Annotated in this window: 10 protein-coding genes; 5 read left to right on the top strand and 5 right to left on the bottom strand. The window is 34.0% G+C overall.

Annotated features, from left to right (window positions below):
• Positions 1-1,058 precede the first annotated feature (1,058 nt).
• Together porV and EAH81_RS26075 are read right to left on the bottom strand one after the other, a co-directional pair.
• Positions 1,059-2,213 carry a type IX secretion system outer membrane channel protein PorV gene (gene porV, locus EAH81_RS26080; protein WP_140511918.1) on the bottom strand — a complete coding sequence of 385 codons (1,155 nt, stop codon included), beginning with the start codon at positions 2,211-2,213 and terminating at the stop codon, positions 1,059-1,061.
• Positions 2,214-2,347: 134 nt separating this feature from the next.
• Entirely contained in the window at positions 2,348-10,114 is a 7,767-nt protein-coding gene (locus EAH81_RS26075) for a S8 family serine peptidase (protein WP_140511917.1), read from the bottom strand.
• A gap of 526 nt (positions 10,115-10,640) precedes the next feature.
• Between EAH81_RS26075 and EAH81_RS26070 the strand changes: the two genes are divergently transcribed.
• Together EAH81_RS26070 and EAH81_RS26065 are read left to right on the top strand one after the other, a co-directional pair.
• Positions 10,641-12,287 carry a tetratricopeptide repeat protein gene (locus EAH81_RS26070; RefSeq protein ID WP_140511916.1) on the top strand — a complete coding sequence of 549 codons (1,647 nt, stop codon included), beginning with the start codon at positions 10,641-10,643 and terminating at the stop codon, positions 12,285-12,287.
• A gap of 58 nt (positions 12,288-12,345) precedes the next feature.
• Positions 12,346-12,795 carry a hypothetical protein gene (locus EAH81_RS26065; protein WP_140511915.1) on the top strand — a complete coding sequence of 150 codons (450 nt, stop codon included), beginning with the start codon at positions 12,346-12,348 and terminating at the stop codon, positions 12,793-12,795.
• A 106-nt stretch (positions 12,796-12,901) separates the two neighbouring features.
• Here EAH81_RS26065 and EAH81_RS26060 read toward each other — a convergent pair whose 3' ends face one another.
• Together EAH81_RS26060 and EAH81_RS26055 are read right to left on the bottom strand one after the other, a co-directional pair.
• Positions 12,902-13,591 (bottom strand): SIMPL domain-containing protein, encoded by a 690-nt coding sequence (locus EAH81_RS26060; protein WP_099708570.1) that lies wholly within the window; start codon positions 13,589-13,591, stop codon positions 12,902-12,904.
• A gap of 53 nt (positions 13,592-13,644) precedes the next feature.
• Positions 13,645-14,283: a rhomboid family intramembrane serine protease gene (locus EAH81_RS26055; RefSeq protein ID WP_140511914.1), complete on the bottom strand. Its 639-nt coding sequence runs from the start codon at positions 14,281-14,283 to the stop codon at positions 13,645-13,647.
• 111 nt (positions 14,284-14,394) lie between these two features.
• Here EAH81_RS26055 and EAH81_RS26050 point away from each other — a divergent pair, with 111 nt between their 5' ends.
• Both EAH81_RS26050 and EAH81_RS26045 read left to right on the top strand, forming a co-directional pair.
• A complete protein-coding gene (locus EAH81_RS26050; protein WP_140511913.1) occupies positions 14,395-15,267 on the top strand; it encodes a lysophospholipid acyltransferase family protein in 873 nt (290 codons plus the stop codon).
• A gap of 231 nt (positions 15,268-15,498) precedes the next feature.
• Complete coding sequence (locus tag EAH81_RS26045; RefSeq protein WP_161595859.1) at positions 15,499-16,986, top strand: glycosyl hydrolase; 1,488 nt, start codon at positions 15,499-15,501, stop codon at positions 16,984-16,986.
• 238 nt (positions 16,987-17,224) lie between these two features.
• On the opposite strand, the gene glmM is transcribed toward EAH81_RS26045, so the two are convergent.
• Complete coding sequence (gene glmM / locus EAH81_RS26040) at positions 17,225-18,613, bottom strand: phosphoglucosamine mutase (RefSeq protein WP_140511911.1); 1,389 nt, start codon at positions 18,611-18,613, stop codon at positions 17,225-17,227.
• A 284-nt stretch (positions 18,614-18,897) separates the two neighbouring features.
• Between glmM and EAH81_RS26035 the strand changes: the two genes are divergently transcribed.
• Positions 18,898-19,482, top strand: a complete 585-nt coding sequence (locus tag EAH81_RS26035) for an ACP phosphodiesterase (RefSeq protein WP_140511910.1) — start codon at positions 18,898-18,900, stop codon at positions 19,480-19,482.
• The last annotated feature ends 22 nt before the right edge of the window (positions 19,483-19,504 follow it).

The following is a 19,504-nucleotide window of genomic DNA, read 5'->3' as shown; positions in this document are numbered from 1 at the left end:
TCTCAAAGCGGGTGCAAAAGTAGAAAATTTATTTTCAACTGGCAAGTAAATTTTGAAGTTTTTTTAAGAAAATTTAATTTCCTCTTTTCCTCTCTTTACCAACCAATCTATCAATGAACTTCCGTTGTTTTGCGGGGTGCAAATGTAACATCCAATTTCAAATCTCACAAGCTTTTTGCAATCTTTTTTTGAAAATAAATTTTCGTTTGGATTTCTTTGCTTGTCAGTATTTCAGGGAACGTCTGTCGCTCTTGCGGGTGCAAAAGTAGCGAGTTTGTTTCGTTAAACAATACCTTTTGTCGACTATTTTTAATATATTTTCTAAAGGACTGGTTATGCGTTTTTTAACTTTGAAAGTTTTTTTTGGCTTTGGGTGGTTTTGGGTGGTTTATCCTGTTTTGGGTGGTTTTGCCGCAAAGACACTAAGGCGCAAAGGCTCATTTTGCTGTGTTTTTGTTAATCGCGCAAAGTCGCGAAGGCGCAAAGTTTTGTTTTTCAGACTGTTTTTCTTGCTCTTTAAGCCAAATGTTCTTCTGGAAACTGCTGCCCTAGCCCCGATAGTAACGAAAATCCTTTTGTTTTTTCCTTTAAAAAGCAAAAGATTGTAGTGGATAGCGGGAAATAGCTCCTGATCTTATTCAAATTCCAAGTCTGAAATCCCAAATCCCAAATCATACCTATATAGTAAACCCGACAGCTTTTGAAAACCTGTCGGGTTTGGCGGATGAAAAATACTCCTTATATATAGGTGTCAAAAAATAAACCCGACAGACTACGAAAATCTGGCGGGTTAGATATGGAATCTTTCCTTATATATAAGGAGTGAATTATTTTTACTTTGCAGCTTTAGCTTTTTCTTCCCAGAAGTTCATTAGATTTTTTGAGACTCTATAATTAATATTCTTAAACGCAACGGAACTCACTGGATATTTTTTTTATCTCTTATATATTCATAAAAAAACCCCTAAATTAGATTTAGAGGCTTTAATAGATCATTCTTAAACAAGATTCTGATTTCTCTATTCAGAATACAAATTAGAAATATCAATAGCGATCGATTAATTAGTCGGTTTTTCTTTTTCTTCAATATTATTTACTGGATTATCTCCAATATTAAAAGATAGAGAGAATCTAAGCGTATTATCTAAAGCAGTATTCTGTTTTGATGCAGAACTTAGATAGGATAAATCAAATTTTGCCATTTTGTATTTGAATCCTGCTCCAATGGTGAAAAATTTACGATCGCCTTTTTCGCTGCTTTCGTGGAAATATCCTGTTCTTAATGCAAAAGCTTTTTGGTATAAATATTCCAATCCAAGTGCCCATGTCACTTCTTTCAATTCTTCACTAAAACCATCCGGCGCATCGGTAAAAGAATTAAACGCTCCTTTAACAAAACCTGCATTTTGGTATTCGGCATTGGTTTGGTTATTTTGTGGCGACGGAACTAATAGTTTATTAAATTCTATGGAAGTTCCTAATGTATTGTCCTGATCAAAAATAAAATCAAAACCTCCACCTACTTTCAAATTCGCAGGTAAAAAATTCTCAGATCCTGCATCTCCATTGTATTTTAATTTTGGACCAAGATTGGAAACATTAAATCCGGCTCTCCATATACCATTAAAATTTTTGAAAGCAGTTTCCGGTGTCTGATAAAATCCTGCAATGTCTACAGCAAATGAACCGGCTGCATGTGCATCAGAATCGGCTTGCTGAATTTCCAGATTAGAACGAATGTATCTTCCGGTAACGGACATTGCGAATTTCTCACTTAGTTTTAAGGAATACGATCCGTCAAATGCAAATTCGTTTGGTTTCATAATTTGACCCGCATCATCTTCATTTTGTTTGAACAGGGTTTCTCCTATCCCAAAATATCTAAGACTGAAAGCAAAGGCACTTCTTTCGTTGATTTTATTAAAGAAATTTAAATTTAATAAACCGGTATCATTTGATAATGAAGACATATAGGGTGTATAACTCAAACCGATGCCCATTTTATTTTCGGCAAAAGGATATTTCGCAGCATTCCATTGTTGTGAATAAACATCTGCCGAAGTCGCAACACCCATATCCCCCATTCCTGAAGCTCTGGCATCTGCCGAGACTTGCAAAAAAGGAACCGCGGTGACAATTGCCTTATTTTGTACTTGTGCGAGTAAATTTCCAACTACAAAGAGTAGTGAAAATAAAAGAAATATTTTTTTCATGTGTATCTGTTAATTGTTTTTGATTGAAATTTTGATACGTTTTGCGATACAATATTTATTGTTTGTCCTGAAATAGAATTTCTCTAAAACATTAAACTTGTATCGCTACGCATTTCATCATTTCACTTCATTATTTACTCCCCTGATCTTTTAATAAATTTGAAAACTGAGGATGTACCTTCTTTTCCACTAACATGTAAAAAATAAGCTCCCGCAGGCAATGTGCTCAAATCTAACTGGCTAGAAGTCTTAAGTTGTACATCGTCAATATTAAACGTACGCATAATTGAACCGTTAAGAGCTACTACCTCAACAACAACATCTCCTGCCCAACGACTTGTCCATTTTATATTTACTGTATTGATAACTGGATTAGGGAATATGTTTAGTTCCGTAACTTCTGACTGGTTTACAATAACTGTTATACGCTGTTCTGCTGTTGCGCCATAAATATCTGTAGCGGTCAAAATCAATTCAGTTTCACCGTTAGAAAAACTTTCAACTGTAAAACCATCTGTTGATGCAGTCACTGATGCAATCTTTGGATCTGCAATCACAGCCTGATAAGTCAATTCGTCTCCGTCGGCATCACTGAAATATTTATCAAAACTAAAGGCTTCCTGTACGGATAGTTTATTGAATACAATTGCTTGTCCGCCAAGTGCAACAGGAGCGTGATTGTTAACTACTTTAACTGTTATTTGCTGGTCTGTGCTTAAACCAAAAATGTCTGTAGCAGTCAAGGTTACTATTGTTTCGCCCACGGCATGTGTTTCGATCACATATTGACCCAATTCCTGGCCAACTGTTATGGATACGATATTATCATTTGCAGATGATGCATTAAATGTCATTTTATCGCCATCAGGATCTGAAAAATAATCCCCAAATTGGCGCACATCAAAAAAGTTGAGTTTTGAATAAATCAATTCATCTGACTTAATAACTACAGGTGCACGATTGGTTTTTACTACTTTAACTTCCATCGTAATTTCTCTTGCTGCACCATATTCATCAACTGCTTTAAAAGTCAAGGTATATGTTCCGGCTGTTTCATAACCCGGAGCGAGTTTTACTGCCATTTGATCACCAGTTACTTCAAATGAAACCCATGTAGGCAAATCCTGAGACTGAACTGTAATTTTATTACCTTCTTTATCTGTTAAACCTAAGTTTACAATTACTTCAGCAGCTTCGTTTACAATTGTTACTTCTTCAGGTAATTTAGAGAATACAGGAGCTTCATTAATATGCATTTTAACAGGAACCTGACCTACTGTATTAACAGGATCGTTTGTTCTTATGTTTAAAACAGCAAGCTGATCTCCGCGAACTCCATTTGCAGCAGTAAAGTCCAATTGTACTTTATTTGTTTTACCCGGAGCAACATCTCCGTTTGAAAGTCCATTTATTGAAACCCATGCATTAGAAGCGTAGTTCTCTTCTCCGGCTCTCACCATCCAGCCATAACCCGGATATAATCCTGAATCTTGTAAATCATACCATTCTTCACCATCCGTTAACGTATATCTTCCAGGTGTATCAGCAATCCCGCCATATGCGCCTTGGACAAAAGGTAACTCATAAGGATAGGTAATGACAATATAAAAATCTTCATTAGGATAAAGTCCTTTAGGCTCTTTAATAGGCAATGTTACCCATGCCCCATTTTTGTCTCCTTCATATACATAATCAACATATCCCTGCTCAATTATTGTTGCTTCAGCTGCAGAAGAACCTCCTGCTCGTATTTCGTAAGCAATACTTCCTGATGGTTTTGCACTACCATACATATAGGTTTGAAAATGCGATAAAGTAAAACCGTCTTTTCCGGCATTAAACCTTGTTGCAGTTGTAAAAGGTTCACCACCATCGTAACCAAAATGGGTGTCTGGAGTATTCTTTTGTTCGTGCGCCAATACTCTGTTGAAGCTAGGATCAGCATATGCCGCATAACCTCCTTTAGAAGCAGGCATAGATCTTAACAAATTACGAACATTACTAGTTTTTGCAACTTTTGCAACTTTTCCTGTACCTGAGCTAAGCCCTGATACAGATTTTCTCAAATAATCAATACTCAATTCGTATTTCATACTGCCTCCGCCTTTACTATTATCAAAAACAGCATATTGCGTATCCGTATCTGTTAAATAATTAACTACACTATAAACATCCTTAGTCTGAACTGTTAAAACAGGTGGTAATGTAACTTCGGCCTTTATAGGAATCATCATTTTTGCAACAGTAGCATTGCTTTCGACAACAATATGATCACTAACAGAACTTGCTGCTGTTGGTGCATAAGTAATTCTGAATTTAGAGTTTTCGCCTGGTAATATAGGTGGGTAAACACCCGCCAGGTCATTTATATTTGCCCAACTCCAATAACCGCCTCCATCCCAACCCGGGAAAAATGCGTATGTTTCAATAGTATATTCTGCAGAACCGCTTTCTATCGAAATATTTGATAATTGAAGCGTTTCAGCACCGGAATTTTGAATTAAAAATTCTTGTGTATAGCTCGCAGCAGGATTTACCATTATTTCACCGTAGTTTATTTCGGCTACATTTGAGCTAATAATTGGTGCTCCGGTTACGGTTAGATTTATTGGTTTTTCAAGCAATTCTTTGTTAGGAACATTCGTGCGTAACATTAATTTTCCGTCATATTGTCCCGCATAAATATTACGGGCATCAATATTAACCTGAGCACTTAATGTAGTTCCGGCAGGGATTACATGTTTTTCTGCAGGATTAATTATATAAGCTAAACCACTTCCATGATTCACATTAGCAAAATTAGATATGGCAACAAAATCGGAATGATCACCATTCTGAAGTCCAATAGATGTTACATTCGTATTATTATCTACAGTTCCATTTACTTTATATTGAAATTTCATTGTTCCATTCTTGTAGAAAATAACTTGTGCAGAGGTAGGATCTCCCATTCCAAAGTTATTTACAAGATATTCCCATGAAATAATAAACTTATCAGCATCACTATAATAAAAAACACCAACATCCTCTTTTGCATAATCAATTGTGTTAAAGCCACCAAATGTCCAATAAGGAGCAATTAAGGTTTTAAATGAATCCGTTGGAATCCTATCATTCAATGCAGCACTAGCTTCCGGCTTATCAAAAGTTAATACTCCGGTATTACCAACCTGTATATCAGTATAATCTTTACCGTAAAAATTAATAGACCACGGCAAAGTTATTTTATTCCAATATTGATCAGTATCAAACATATCATCAGGGAATGGTAATTGAGTTCCGGTTTTACGGATATCAATCCATTGATAGTTAGTTCCGTCATTAGATGTTTCATAACTATAGGTAAAATTTGGAATAACATCTAAACCGCCTACTGGTTCAGACATCGTTAGCCAATTAGTACCTGTTGCCACCACTTCAAGATCTGCTTTACCTGTATTTTCTATAAGTAAAGGGTGTTTAGACGTTTCTCCATGTTGTAAAGTCTCTGTTATCAAATCTAAATTTGTAACAGTAATACCCGGAGGATCTAATACTTTTCCTGAAAGTGTCATTACATAACTACCGCCTTTATTATCTGCAATTCGCAATACATCAGTAAAATTAGCAACTACATCAGTTGGCATAACAATTTCATATACTTTACTAAGTCCGGGTGCTATAGTTGCACTTGTTTCTCCCGTTATTTGAAATTTATTATTGTCTAAAGCAAAACCTGTTAATGTTACAGGTGCAGTACCATTATTTTTAATGCTAAATTTTCTGGAAGCAATAGCTCCTTGAAATACATCTCCAAAATCAATATCGGTATGAGATACAACAAGTTCAGCTTTACCTCCGCTTGTGATATTAATTTGTATCAACGGATTTACCTGTGTATTTAACGGATCTGTAGATATAATATTTAAATACCTGTTGATCATTCCTTCATGCAAAGCAGAAGTTTCCATAACAACATCCAGTTTAGCAGATTCTCCCGGCAATAAAATTCCTCCGGCATTACTGATAGATGTAATCATATCCGGACCAGGATAATCAAAACCTAAAGCCATTCCGGAATTTATTTGTTCCAGTTTGTTATAATTATTTATTAAAATACCATCATTTTGGGCATAATCTTCTATAAGTACATTCAGGTACGGTAAATTATCATTAGAGATTTTGTCATAGTAAAAACGAATGTTTCCATCTGCAAATAATACCATTTGTGCGGTCATAGCAGCAGCAAATCCGTCGCCTAAATTTGTAAACTGAACGATAACTTTATCTTCTTCTACTTTATATTGAATACTACCTCCGGCAGCCAATTCTATAAAAGTTCCTAAAGGCGAAATATATCCTTTTGGTGTATATGGCGCACCATTTAAACTTGGACTATTTATTGGGCTTGACGTATCGTCAAATGTTGTAAATCCTTGATAACTGATATACAAGGTTTTCATTTTCTCATTATAATAAGGAAAATCAAATCCCATTTCAACAGGGAAATACCTGTTACTTTCTGCTTTAAAATACTTTGTAATATCTGTTCCTGTTCCTGAAATATCCTGAAACTGATATGTTAAAGGAGAAATTTCAGATGCATTGCTTGTACGGTATTTATAACCATATTTATGATATTCACCTTCCCATGTATCAATGGTACCTGATTGGTCATATTTTGGAATAAAATATTTCAATGCAGCCTGCCCTTCATTTTTTACAGTAACCGAAGCAGTAACCTGATCTCCTAATGATACATTATCAATCAATTGAGTCATTGGGTCAACTACTATTTTTGCAGGTTCAGAACTTACTCCGAATAAAATAACTTTTAATGTTTTTGGACTGCTGGCAGAAGTTAACGACAATACACCATTGTCGTTTCCTGTAGCATTAGGTGTATATTTTACTCTAAGAAGAATTTCATTATCAGCTGTAATTTGATTAGGAGCCGAACTAACTAGTTCAAAGTTTGGATTAGAAATATTTGTAGCAATATCATTAAAATTACCCAATCCTGTATTTTTTACTACAAATTCCAATTCTTTGGAAGTACCTTTAAAAACACTTGAAAAATCAAGTTTTTCTATAGATTTAAGAACAGCTTGCTGACCTGATACATTTACAGTTACCGGAACTTTTAATTCAGTCTTTGTTGCATCATTCGATTTTAAAATAGCATTTGCATGATAAGTACCATTTATCAATGTAGATCCATCAGCTGAAAGAATTGTTTTTTCATTAGCATTGCCGTTTACTTCTCCATTTACAGGATCTAAAGTCAAATATTCTCCTAAATATTTATTTTGGCTGCTTGCTATATTGAACCATGCAAAATCATTACTGTCAAGAGCTACACCAAGTGGTCCCCAAGTTTGTCCTAAGTCAAAAGAGATGAAACAGTTGTCAGATCCTTCTGGTGTATTCTCGTAACCAATACCTAAAGGATAAAGATTTCCGGCAGGAATATGCATGACCACCCAAAAAGTTTCTCCTTGCTGAAAATACAATTGTTCGTCTAATGTAATAGATACATAACCTTCAGAAGCGCTCCCGGGATTATATTCCTGTGCATAAATTAGATTTTCTTTATTAAGTGCCGTTCCTTTATAAATTTCAACAACAACAGGACCAAATTGCGGGTCTATTTTTAAATAGCTTTGAATTTGTGTTAAGTTGAAACCTTCAGCTTCATTAACAACATATTTAGTGGCAGCTGAGTTTGGAATCGCGGTATCGTTATCTCCAATAATATCAGTAACACCATCTACATAACTTTTTTCTTGTGGAGTAAATTGAAATGGTTCAACTGCTGCAGTCTTTGAAGAAGCCGCTATCTTAGATTTCTTTCTGCCCACTTTTCCTGCCGACGCAACTTTTGTTTTTTTTGCAGATGGATATTTTACTTTTTTTCCAAAATATGAAAGTGAAGTTTCTTTATGACGTGCCAAAAATTCCCATCTCAAAACACCTTCTCCGTTATTTAAGATGGTCATATCGTGCGTTCCTTTAAAAGAGGTACTGGCATCAACATTAATAACAATATCTTTACTATTGTCATCTACCGTAATTTTTGGTCCCTCATTGGTAGTCCCCTGAACGATATTTGATAATTCAGAAAGATTGTTCCATCTGTCTCCTGAGATTACTGTAAAATAGTAAGTAGTAAGCCCTAAAAGACCGCTGATAGAATGCGTTACAGTTGTTCCCGCCAAAGCCGAACTTTTAATAATATCATATTTCGCCGATGCAAGATTACTTTTGGTTATTGGCGAAGTAGAATAATAAATACGAAAATCAACCGGTTGTGAATCGTCTACATCAACTGGAACAGTCCATGATAAATTAGCAAATTCCTGCGCAATCCCTGTTAGAGCCAAATCTGTAATAGTGTTTGGCGCTTTACCCTCATTATTCTGGATAGCTAAAAACGTATCTATATGACCTGAACCTAATTTTCCTTCATATCCGGGATTATGAGAATCAATATCAACAACACCTGTCAAAAGTTTAGTTTTTAAAACTTCAGGTGTTAACTGACTTTTGCGATTTGCCAAAGCAAGTGCAGCTATACCGGAAACATGCGGACAAGCCATAGAGGTTCCCTGATAGTAACCATATTGATTTTTTGGCAATGTACTTAAAATACCATTTTTTGCCCCTAAATCTGTTTCTCCTCCAGGAGCTGCAATATCTACCCAAGTACCATAGTTAGAATAACTGGCTTTCTCCCAGTTTGGACCAATTGAACTTACAGATAATGTATTTTCATAATGACCCGGATACCAATCTGCATCTGAGTTACTGTTTCCAGCAGCAAATATCACAATTCCACCTTTCATGGGGCTATTTGGATAATCTCCTGCTTCGGCAATAAAATAGTCTATTGCTTCTTTTACCGATTCATCAAAATCACCAGGCGAAGTATAACCCCAGCTGTTTTGAGAAATTACAGCACCATTGTCTGCTGCATAAATATAACTTTGTTCAAATCCGCCGCCGCCCAAACATTGCATCGACATCACTTTAGATCCATCATTATTTCCACTACCACCGGCAACACCACAAACACCAATACCATTGTTGTTCACTGCTGCTATAGTACCTGCAACGTGGGTTGCATGCGGCTGTGGATCGATAGCTCCGCTTTTTTTATCAAAATTCCAACCATGAATATCATCAATATAACCATTTCCGTCATCATCAACTCCCGCAACACCATTAAATTCAGCTGTATTTGTCCAGATATTTGCTTTTAAGTCAGGATGTTCTACATCTACTCCCTGATCGTGTATCGAAACAATAACCTGTGGATTTCCTTTAACGATATCCCAAGCTTTAAATAAATTAATATCAGAACCATTAGGATATCCCGTTTGTCCCGTATTGTTGTAATGCCACTGATCAGGCAAACTCGGATCATTAAAATAAGAAGCTGCTGCAGAAGTTGCTTTAGAAGCTTTCGGGGTCTTGATTATCGTAAATTTATAATCAGACAGCACTTTTTCTTTCTCTGTTTCTGCTATTTCTACTTCAGCAATTCCCTTGTATTTTTGGACTGCATCTTTAGCGCTCTGGTTAGCATCTATGTCTACCACATACCATAAATCAAGTTTATGCTTTCTCAATTTTGCTTCTAATCTTGGATTAGAATTTTCAGGAAATAGCCTGTGCATTTTTTTGGCTCCAACCTTTGCCGAAACCTGATCAAAAGCCTGAATTCCTGTTGTAAGCCTTTTCCCCGTGGTCACATTCATTTTCTTTAAAGTTTGTGACATTTGTCCTGAAAATTTAATTTTTACAGAACCTTGTTTGACACCTTCTTTAAAGGTCGCTTGCTGACCGAAGGAAAAAAACGACCAAAGCGAAAAAATCAAAACCGATAATAATCGATTTCCTTTTTTGTAATAATTTGTCATTAAAGTTGTTTTTTGGTTAGTTAATAATTTAATGCATTGATCTTTTATATGGACAAAGCACTAAATGTTTCGGAGCAAGAATATGGAAAAATCAAATAGTTCGGCTTCAAACAATAGTTACATCTTATATATAGAGAATAATCCATCATTACATTTGTATAACAATAAAATACAAAAACCTAAATACCAACATATTACATAATTTATTTTTTTAAGATATTAGGTTTTTAAATGACAAGAAAATTAACCTCAAAGTGTGGGGGAATTTTATGTTTTATGGTGTGAATTTTATGTTTTTTACGAAAAAACTAACCACAGAACACGTAAAGATCTGATGTTTTATTGCGGTTAGAAAACACAGAGTTCAAAAAGCTAATAGTCATAAATCCTTTGTGAACTCTATGTTTTTGCTTTGGGTACTTTATGGCAAAAAAAATAACGATTAACCTTATGTTTATTTTTTAAATAAATGATATAATTAAAACTCGAAAATAATTCATAGTTTAGCTGATAAAAATTATCTAATTTGAAGTATTTCTACATATATATAGGCGTCTTACTGTTTTTTTGTGAAGCTCTATTTTCGCAAAATATTGATCGTCTAAAACTTCAATACAAAACCAGTTCCGAACCTGACACAAAGGTCGCTTTGCTTCTTCAAACGGGACAATTATTAGAAAAAAAGGATTTAGATTCTGCGCTATTTTATTATAAAAAAGCATTACCCTTTGAAAAAAAAATCACAGATACCCTTCTGGCCAGAGTATATTCTAATATTGGTAATGCCAATCTCCTGAAAGGTAATATTGATGTTTGCCTCGATTATCAGTTAAAAGCGCTGAAAATTTATGAGAATTATCCTCCTCAAAAAGATATTTTAAAAGTTTATAACAGCATTGCCCTGGTTTATTTTTATCAGGGAGATTTCGAAAAAGCGCTTATAAAGTTCAATCAGGTAAAAAGCCTATTAGACAAAAACATTATAAAAGATCCTGTCAAAACGCACGAGATCAGAGGAAAACTACTTAATAATATCGGTATTATTTATGATAATAGAAATCAGACAGATCTTGCTCTTGAATATTTTATGCAGGCATCAACCCATAGCAAAAAGGCAAAAGATAATGGAAATCTGTCATCGGTATATTCTAATATGGGAATCATATATCTTAAAGCAAAACGTTACGATCTCGCCGAAGCCATTTTTATAGAAGCTCTTAATATTCGAAAAAAGGAAAATGACATATTTGGTTTGTCGAAATCAAATTATCATTTAGGAAGGCTTTATAAAGAAAAAAAGGAATTTCAAAAGGCGCAAGAATATTTGCTTAATGGTCTAGATTACTGTAAACAAACTAATTCGTCATCAACAAGGGCTTCAATTTTAGACGAAATTAGTCAGGTAATGGCCGGAAAAGAAGATTACAGACAAGCATATCGCTATCACGTTGCCTATAAATCTTTAAGCGACAGTCTTTTTAATACAGAAAACCAAAAAAAAATTACCCGTGCCGAAATGCAATATAAGTTTGACAAAGAAAATCAGGCTATAAAAATAGCGCAAAACCACAGGGAACTTGTTTATTCTATTATTGCAATTGGTTTGGTTTTGGGAATCATTATTGCCATCATCATGTACCGACTTCAGGAAACAAAGGCTAAAATTCAACAATTGGCAAAAGAAAGTGCTGAATTGAGCAATAAGGAACTTTCTTTAAGAGAAGATACGCTGAAAAGAGAATTAGAATTTAAAAATAAAGAACTGACAACGAATATCATGTATCTCTTAAAGAAAAATGAATTCAATACTGAAATTTCAAATCGCTTGGTGGAGTTGAAAAAACAAATGAAAAAAAACGATCAGGATATTATCCAAAAAATTATACTGGATATTAAAAATGCTCAGGATGATGATATCTGGAAAGAATTTGAAGTTCGTTTTAGTCAGGTTTACAACGATTTTTATGAACGTTTAAATACGAAATACCCTGATCTGACACTTAATGAGAAAAGAATCTGTGCTTTTTTAAGATTAAATATGACTACTAAAGAAATCTGTGCACTTACGCGCCAATCCTATAACAGCCTGAATGTAGCAAGGGCAAGATTAAGAAGAAAGCTTAACATTCATAACGAGGAAATAAATTTGGTTACTTTTTTAGAAAATATTTAGATTTTCGCTAAACCTAACAGGTCTAACTGTTTAAACTTCTAAATGAATTACCAAAAATATGGATATTAAAAAAATAATTTTGTTGATTATTATATGTTTCCAGTTTGGAAGCTGTTTCCAGTTTAAAGGAGAAAAAATAGAAATAAATTATAGAGATAAAACAATTAAGGTTTTATCGGATGATTATGTAATTGAATCCGTGATGATGAAAAATAATCAAACAAAATATTATGTTTTGGAGTTGAAAGACTCAGTAAAAGGGAGCAATATAATTAATTTCAAAAATAAACCCTTAGGGTATAATATTGTTGTAGACAGTTTAGAACACTATTGTTCATTACCCCCAGAAATAGATTCGCCTGGAGTATGGATAACAATTAGAAAAAGAGGTCCAAAAGGCAAAACTAAAAGTGATAATTTTAAAGAAATACAATATTTTAATTATAATAAACTTCCGTGCGGCTCAACATTAATTGACACGATTACAGCAAGTAACCCTTACAAATAGATACAATCAAGCCATATTTTAAACAATAGATGACAAAAAAATCCCAAATTCCAATTTCACAATTGGGATTTGGGATTTATAATATTGTGATTTATTTATAAAGTTTTTAGTCTAAAATAAAACTAACACTTACGTTTGCTGTAACTTCGATTTCACCAATTGCTAAAGTTTCGTTTGAAGCTCCTGCTGAATCCGCCGCCATAGATTTCATAGAAGCATACATTGGTTGTGGGTGATAAACCTGAGTATTATCAGAAATTGTATAAGCTTTACCAACTTTTTGTCCTAAAACTGAAACGTAATCTTCTGCCTTTGATTTAGCGTCTTTTATTGCCAATTTTCTAGCTTCTGTTTCAAGTTGAACTAATTTAGAAGTTTCAAAAGAAACTCTGTCGATACGGTTAATTCCTTGCTGAACCAAACCTTCCATTAATTCATCATATTTAGACAAATCTTTCAAAACAATTTCTACAGTTTGAGTAGCATTGTAACTTGTTTTCTTTTTCTCATAATCATATTGCGGATTAAGAGCTACTTGTTTAGTTTTGAAATCTGCCGTTGGAACATTCATTTTTTTAATGAATTTTAAAACCGCATCCATTTTTTCGTCATTTTGCTTTTTGACATCTTTAGCATTATTCCCTTTTGTTTCAACAGTTGCTGAAATACAAACCTGATCAGGTGCTACTTTTACTTTTCCTTCTCCATTTACATTTATCTGAGGAATTTGTTTGGTTTCTTGAGCGTAAGACATAGTCATAAACATGATTGTTAAAAATAATACTACTTTCTTCATTTTTGTTATATTTAAGTTATTTGATAATGGAATTTCAAAAGTTGTGCCAATATTTATAGTTTTCCTAATTTTGCCATTACAAAAAGTATAAAAATAGGAATTGCCAAGAGAACAACCATTAAAGTATGATCAACAAATAGTGAAGGTTCTTTTATCAAAGTGATCAAATAACCGCCTATAGCACCTCCAAAGTGCGCCGTATGTCCAATATTATCATTTTTGGCACGCATTCCATAAATGGAATAAAACAGATATAAAATTCCGAATAAATATGCCGGTATTGGTATGACAAAGAAGATACCCAACATCATATCAGGCTGAAGCAATATCGCAGAATACAAAACTCCTGTAACTGCTCCCGAAGCTCCAACGGCACGATAACTATAATCATTTTTATGAAACAGCATCGTTAGCAAACTTCCAAAGATTAAACTTCCAAAATAAACCAGAACAAAAGAAAAAGTTCCCAACCATTGAATTACAACCGGCGCAAAGAACCAAAGTGTGAGCATGTTAAATATCAAGTGCATCATGTCTACATGCAAAAAACCAGACGAAAGCATTCTGATTTGTTCTCCTGAACGAATACTTCCTACATGAAATTCGTATTTTCTAAAAAAAGCAAGATCGTTAAAACCTTTGTAACTAATCAATACATTGGCAACTATAATCCCAATTAAAATGGTATTCATAAAAAACATTTATTGTGAATTGTAAATATAGTCATTCTTAAACATATGTTAGCGTCAATCCAAAATATCAATGGTTATTCATTTTTACTTTATATTTGTAAAAAAAATTACATGCAATTTCTTGTTTATATATTAGCCTATCCATTGCTTTGGCTTATCTCTATACTTCCGTTTCGATTGTTTTATTGGTTCTCTGATTTCGTATATTTCCTTATTTACCGCATTGTGGGTTATCGTAAAAAAGTGGTGCGTGAAAACCTAAAACTTACTTTACCAAATTTAACCGATGCTGAACGAAAAGAGATCGAAAAGAAATTCTATCAACATATGTGTGATATGTTTCTGGAGATGATTAAAACTATGAGTATTTCGCCCGAAGAAATGGAGAAAAGATTTAAAGTCACCAATCTTGATCTTATACAGGAATATGCAAAAAAAGGAAAAAGTGTAATTCTGGTAGCGTCTCATTATGCCAGCTATGAATGGCTTTTGACAATTAACCGGAAAATTGATTTTCAGGGAATTGCTGTTTATAAAAAAGTAGCCAATCCATACTTTGATAAATTGGTTCGAAAAATTCGTTCAAAATATGATACGGAATTAGTTGAAACAAGAAAAGCGATTCCAACAATGGCTCAAAATCAGCGTGACGGAATTTTAAGCATGTACGGTTTGGCAAGTGATCAATCACCAAAACTGGACAGAATTTTTCATTCGATGAAGTTCATGGGAATTGAAGTTCCGGTGCATACCGGTGCCGAAATGCTTGCCAAAAAATATGATCTGAGTGTTGTTTTTGTAAAAGTCAAAAAAGTACGTCGAGGTTATTATGAAGCTACAATTATACCAATTGCAGACAATCCTAAAGAATACGATAATTTTGACATTACAGAAAAATATTTAAGAGAAGTAGAAAAACAAATTTATGAAGCTCCTGAATTTTATTTATGGACACATAAAAGATGGAAACATCGTGTTCAATAATTCTTTCACAACAAAAAATAAGGTCCAAAAAAGCAACATTCTTTTTTGGACTTTTTATTTATAAAACGCTCAAGACTATTAAAAGCATTGTTTCTATCTGCTGAAAACTGATTTTTGATGGGTTTTTGTAATATTTTTTCCTTCACTTATAAAGAGGAACAATTACAGAAACAGTATAAATTTGGAGTTAACAAATTTATACCCCAAATCCCCCAATCAAAATCATCAGTTATGATAAAAAACCTACTATTTACCTTTTTAACACTACAGATTTCAAATACCGCCTGTGGTCAGAGTCCAAAACGCGGAATTGCTTACGGACATAACTCAACAGCCGATTTATTAGCACTAAAACCCGGAGTTTCGTGGTGGTATAACTGGGGCTCTTTGCCAGAAAATGACGCCAATGCAAATTATCAATCTATTGGAGTTGAATATGTTCCAATGGCGTGGAATCAAGTAAACGATGCTGATGTACAATCTTTTATAGACAGAATAAAACCCGGCGCTAAATATTTGCTTGCTTTTAATGAACCTAACTTTAACGATGGATCCAGATATACTCCTCAGGAAGCTGTAAATGCATGGAAAAATATTGAAAAAATAGCGGCTGCCAAAAATCTGGAAATTGTTAGCGCATCCCCAGCTTTTAATGATCCAAATAACAATTATGGTGGTTATAGCAGTCCGATTGCATGGCACGATCAATTTTTTCTTTTATGTCCAAATTGTAAAGTCGATTATATTGCTTTTCATACTTATGACAGAACCTCGGGCGACGTAATTGGTGTGACGGGACTTCTGAAAAAATACAATCGTCCTGTTTGGGTAACTGAATTTGCGAACAGAGTAATTCAGACTGCAGCCGAAAAAACTGCTTTTATGAAAGAAATTATAACAAATTTTGAAAACGATCCTGACATTTATCGCTATTCCTGGTTTTCTGGAAGAGTAGATCCTACATGGACAGATATGCTTGAAGGACAATTGTTGGACACACAAAGCGGAGTTCTAAGACCTATAGGAACTGAATATGTAAATACTGCTTATACTTCTAAAAAAATGACTATTCCAGGCAGAATAATTGCAAACAAACATTATCGCCGAAAAGGAACGAACTTACAAAATACTACAGATGCCGGAACGGGACAAAATGTGTCTTTGATAAACGAAGGAGACTGGAATGAATTTATGCTAAATGTAAATAATGCAGGAACTTATAATTTCACCTTTAGGGTTGCATCGCCAACAATTACAGGTAAATTTGACGTTTTGGTAAATGATGTCATTGTCAAAACTGATGAAACATTTCCTGCAACGGGCGGAGCTCAAACTTTTATTAATAAAACCGTAAACGGAATTACTTTACCAAAAGGAGAAGTTTATTTAAAGATTAAATTCAAATCAAACGATATGAGTTTCAATTATATTGATGTTGTTGCAACAAATCTGGGCGTAAATGATCTAACGATCGAAAATGATTTTTTTACGGTTTATCCTAATCCCATTAAAAACCAATCTACACTTCACATAAAATCGGCAGAAACAGAACCGTTGACTTTAAAAATTGTCGACATGAAAGGAACAATCTGCTTTTCCTCAGATTCTTATTTTACAAATGAAGATATTAAAATTGGCGATAAACTTTCAAGTGGAGTTTATATTGTAACTGCGACTTATGGTACTATTAAAAAATCATTGAAAATTATCAAAGATTAAAATTTTACCACAGAGTGCACAAAGTTTTAATTTTACTTTACTGATAGCAAACACAAAGTTCGCAAAGCTAGATAAATACATCCCGAAGCTTCGGGATTGCGAACTTGGTGTTTTGTGAACGCACTATCAAATAAAATCTTAGCGAACTCTGCGGTAAAATATAAGGCCGTTTTTAGACAAAAAAACACCTCTTTCAAAAAAATGAAAGAGGTGTTTTTTTATGCTGAATTGCTAAAAACTAAATTCCTGCAATTGCTTTAATTTCATCAATAATTCGAAGTGCCAAAACATCTGCTTTTTCCTGAGAAGGAGCTTCAGTATAGATTCGGATAATTGGTTCTGTATTTGATTTTCTTAAATGAACCCATTCTGTAGCAAAATCAATTTTTACACCGTCAATAGTTGTAATATCTTCGTTTTTATATTTTTCAGTCATTGCCACTAAAATTGCATCAACATCAATTTGAGGTGTTAATTCAATTTTGTTTTTGCTCATATAATATTCAGGATATGAAGCTCTCAATGCCGAAACTGACATTTTTTTATTTGCTAAATGCGTTAGAAATAAAGCAACTCCTACCAAACTATCTCTTCCATAATGAGATTCCGGATAAATGATTCCACCGTTACCTTCACCACCAATAATAGCGTTATTTTTTTTCATTAATTCCACAACGTTCACTTCTCCAACGGCACTGGCTTCGTATTTTCCGCCATGAGCAACCGTTACATCACGCAAAGCACGAGACGATGACATATTCGAAACTGTATTTCCAGGAGATTTACTCAAAACATAATCGGCGCAAGCCACCAAAGTGTACTCTTCACCAAACATTTCTCCGTCTTCGCAGATAAAAGCCAAGCGATCAACATCAGGATCCACAACAACTCCTAAATCTGCTTTCTCTTTGACAACCAATTCAGAAATATCAGTTAAATGCTCTTTTAAAGGCTCTGGATTGTGAGGAAAATGTCCGTTTGGTTCGCAATATAATTTTACAACTTCAACGCCCATTAATTCTAACAGTCTTGGAATAATGATTCCTCCCGAAGAATTTACACCGTCAACAACTACTTTAAATTTTGCAGCTTTTACAGCTTCAACATCTACTAAAGACAAATTTAAAACCTCGTCGATATGAATATCCATGTAAGCATCATTTATCGTGATTTCGCCTAAAGTATCCACATCTGAGAAATCGAAAGCTTCTGCTTCAGCAATTTCAAGAATTTTTGCTCCTTCTGCACCACTTAAAAATTCTCCTTTTGCATTCAATAATTTCAAAGCATTCCATTGTTTTGGATTGTGGGAAGCAGTCAGGATAATTCCACCGTCAGCTTTTTCCAAAGGCACAGCAATTTCAACAGTTGGTGTTGTAGAAAGTCCAAGATCAATTACATTAATTCCTAAACCTATTAAAGTATTTACAACAAGATTATGAATCATCGGACCAGAAATTCTGGCGTCACGACCAATTACAACCGTTAATTTTTCTTTTGAAGTATTATTTTTCAGAAAAGTACCGTATGCCGATGCAAATTTTACAGCATCAACAGGAGTCAGGTTATCTCCTACTTTTCCACCGATTGTTCCTCGTATACCTGAAATTGATTTTATTAAAGTCATTATTGTGAGTTATGGTTACCAGTTACAAATATAAAAAAGTTACTGAGGTTCTAAGTTGCTAAGGTGCTAAGAATTTTTAAAAAAGATGCTAAGGGACTAAGTTACTATCCCGAAGCTTCGGGACTAAGATTTAGTAAAAAGTTGCTAAGGGTACTAAGTTACTAAGGTTCTGAGATTTTAATAAAGCCTTTAATCATTCCTTAAACGATATAAAAAAGTTTTCATACTTTTACTAAAATAAACTTAGTTTCTTAGCAACTTAGTCACTTAGCAACTCTAAAAAAATGAATTTCCTAGCCCATATATACCTTTCAGGTGATAATGATTTAATCAAAATTGGCAATTTTATGGCCGATGGAATTCGCGGAAAACAATTTGAACATTTTCCTGAGGATGTCCAAAAAGGAATTATTCTGCATCGTTTTATTGATACTTATACGGATTCTCACGATGTTTTCAGACAAAGTACCAAACGTTTGCATGAGAAATACCACCATTATGCTGGTGTAATTGTAGATATTCTTTATGATCACTTTTTAGCCAAAAACTGGGAAAAATATTCCGATGAAAAACTGGACCTTTTCATTAATCGATTTTATGGATCGTTACATGATAATTATTCAATTCTAACCGAAAGAACACAAAATATAATGCCAACTATGATTCGGGAAAACTGGCTTTGGAGTTATCAGACAGTTGATGGTATTCAGCATATTTTAACGCAAATGGACCGAAGATCAAAAAATCAGTCAAAAATGCAGTTTGCCTCCCAGGAACTCAAAGAATTTTATTCGGAATTTGAGAGTGAATTTGATCTTTTCTTTGAAGATATAAAACAGCAAGCCAATCAAAAATTACTTTCCTTATAAAATCTGTCGGATTCTATAAAAT

The organism is Flavobacterium pectinovorum (assembly GCF_006438875.1).
Taxonomy (GTDB): Bacteria; Bacteroidota; Bacteroidia; order Flavobacteriales; family Flavobacteriaceae; genus Flavobacterium; species Flavobacterium pectinovorum_A.
This window is presented reverse-complemented; position numbering and strand designations above follow the sequence as displayed.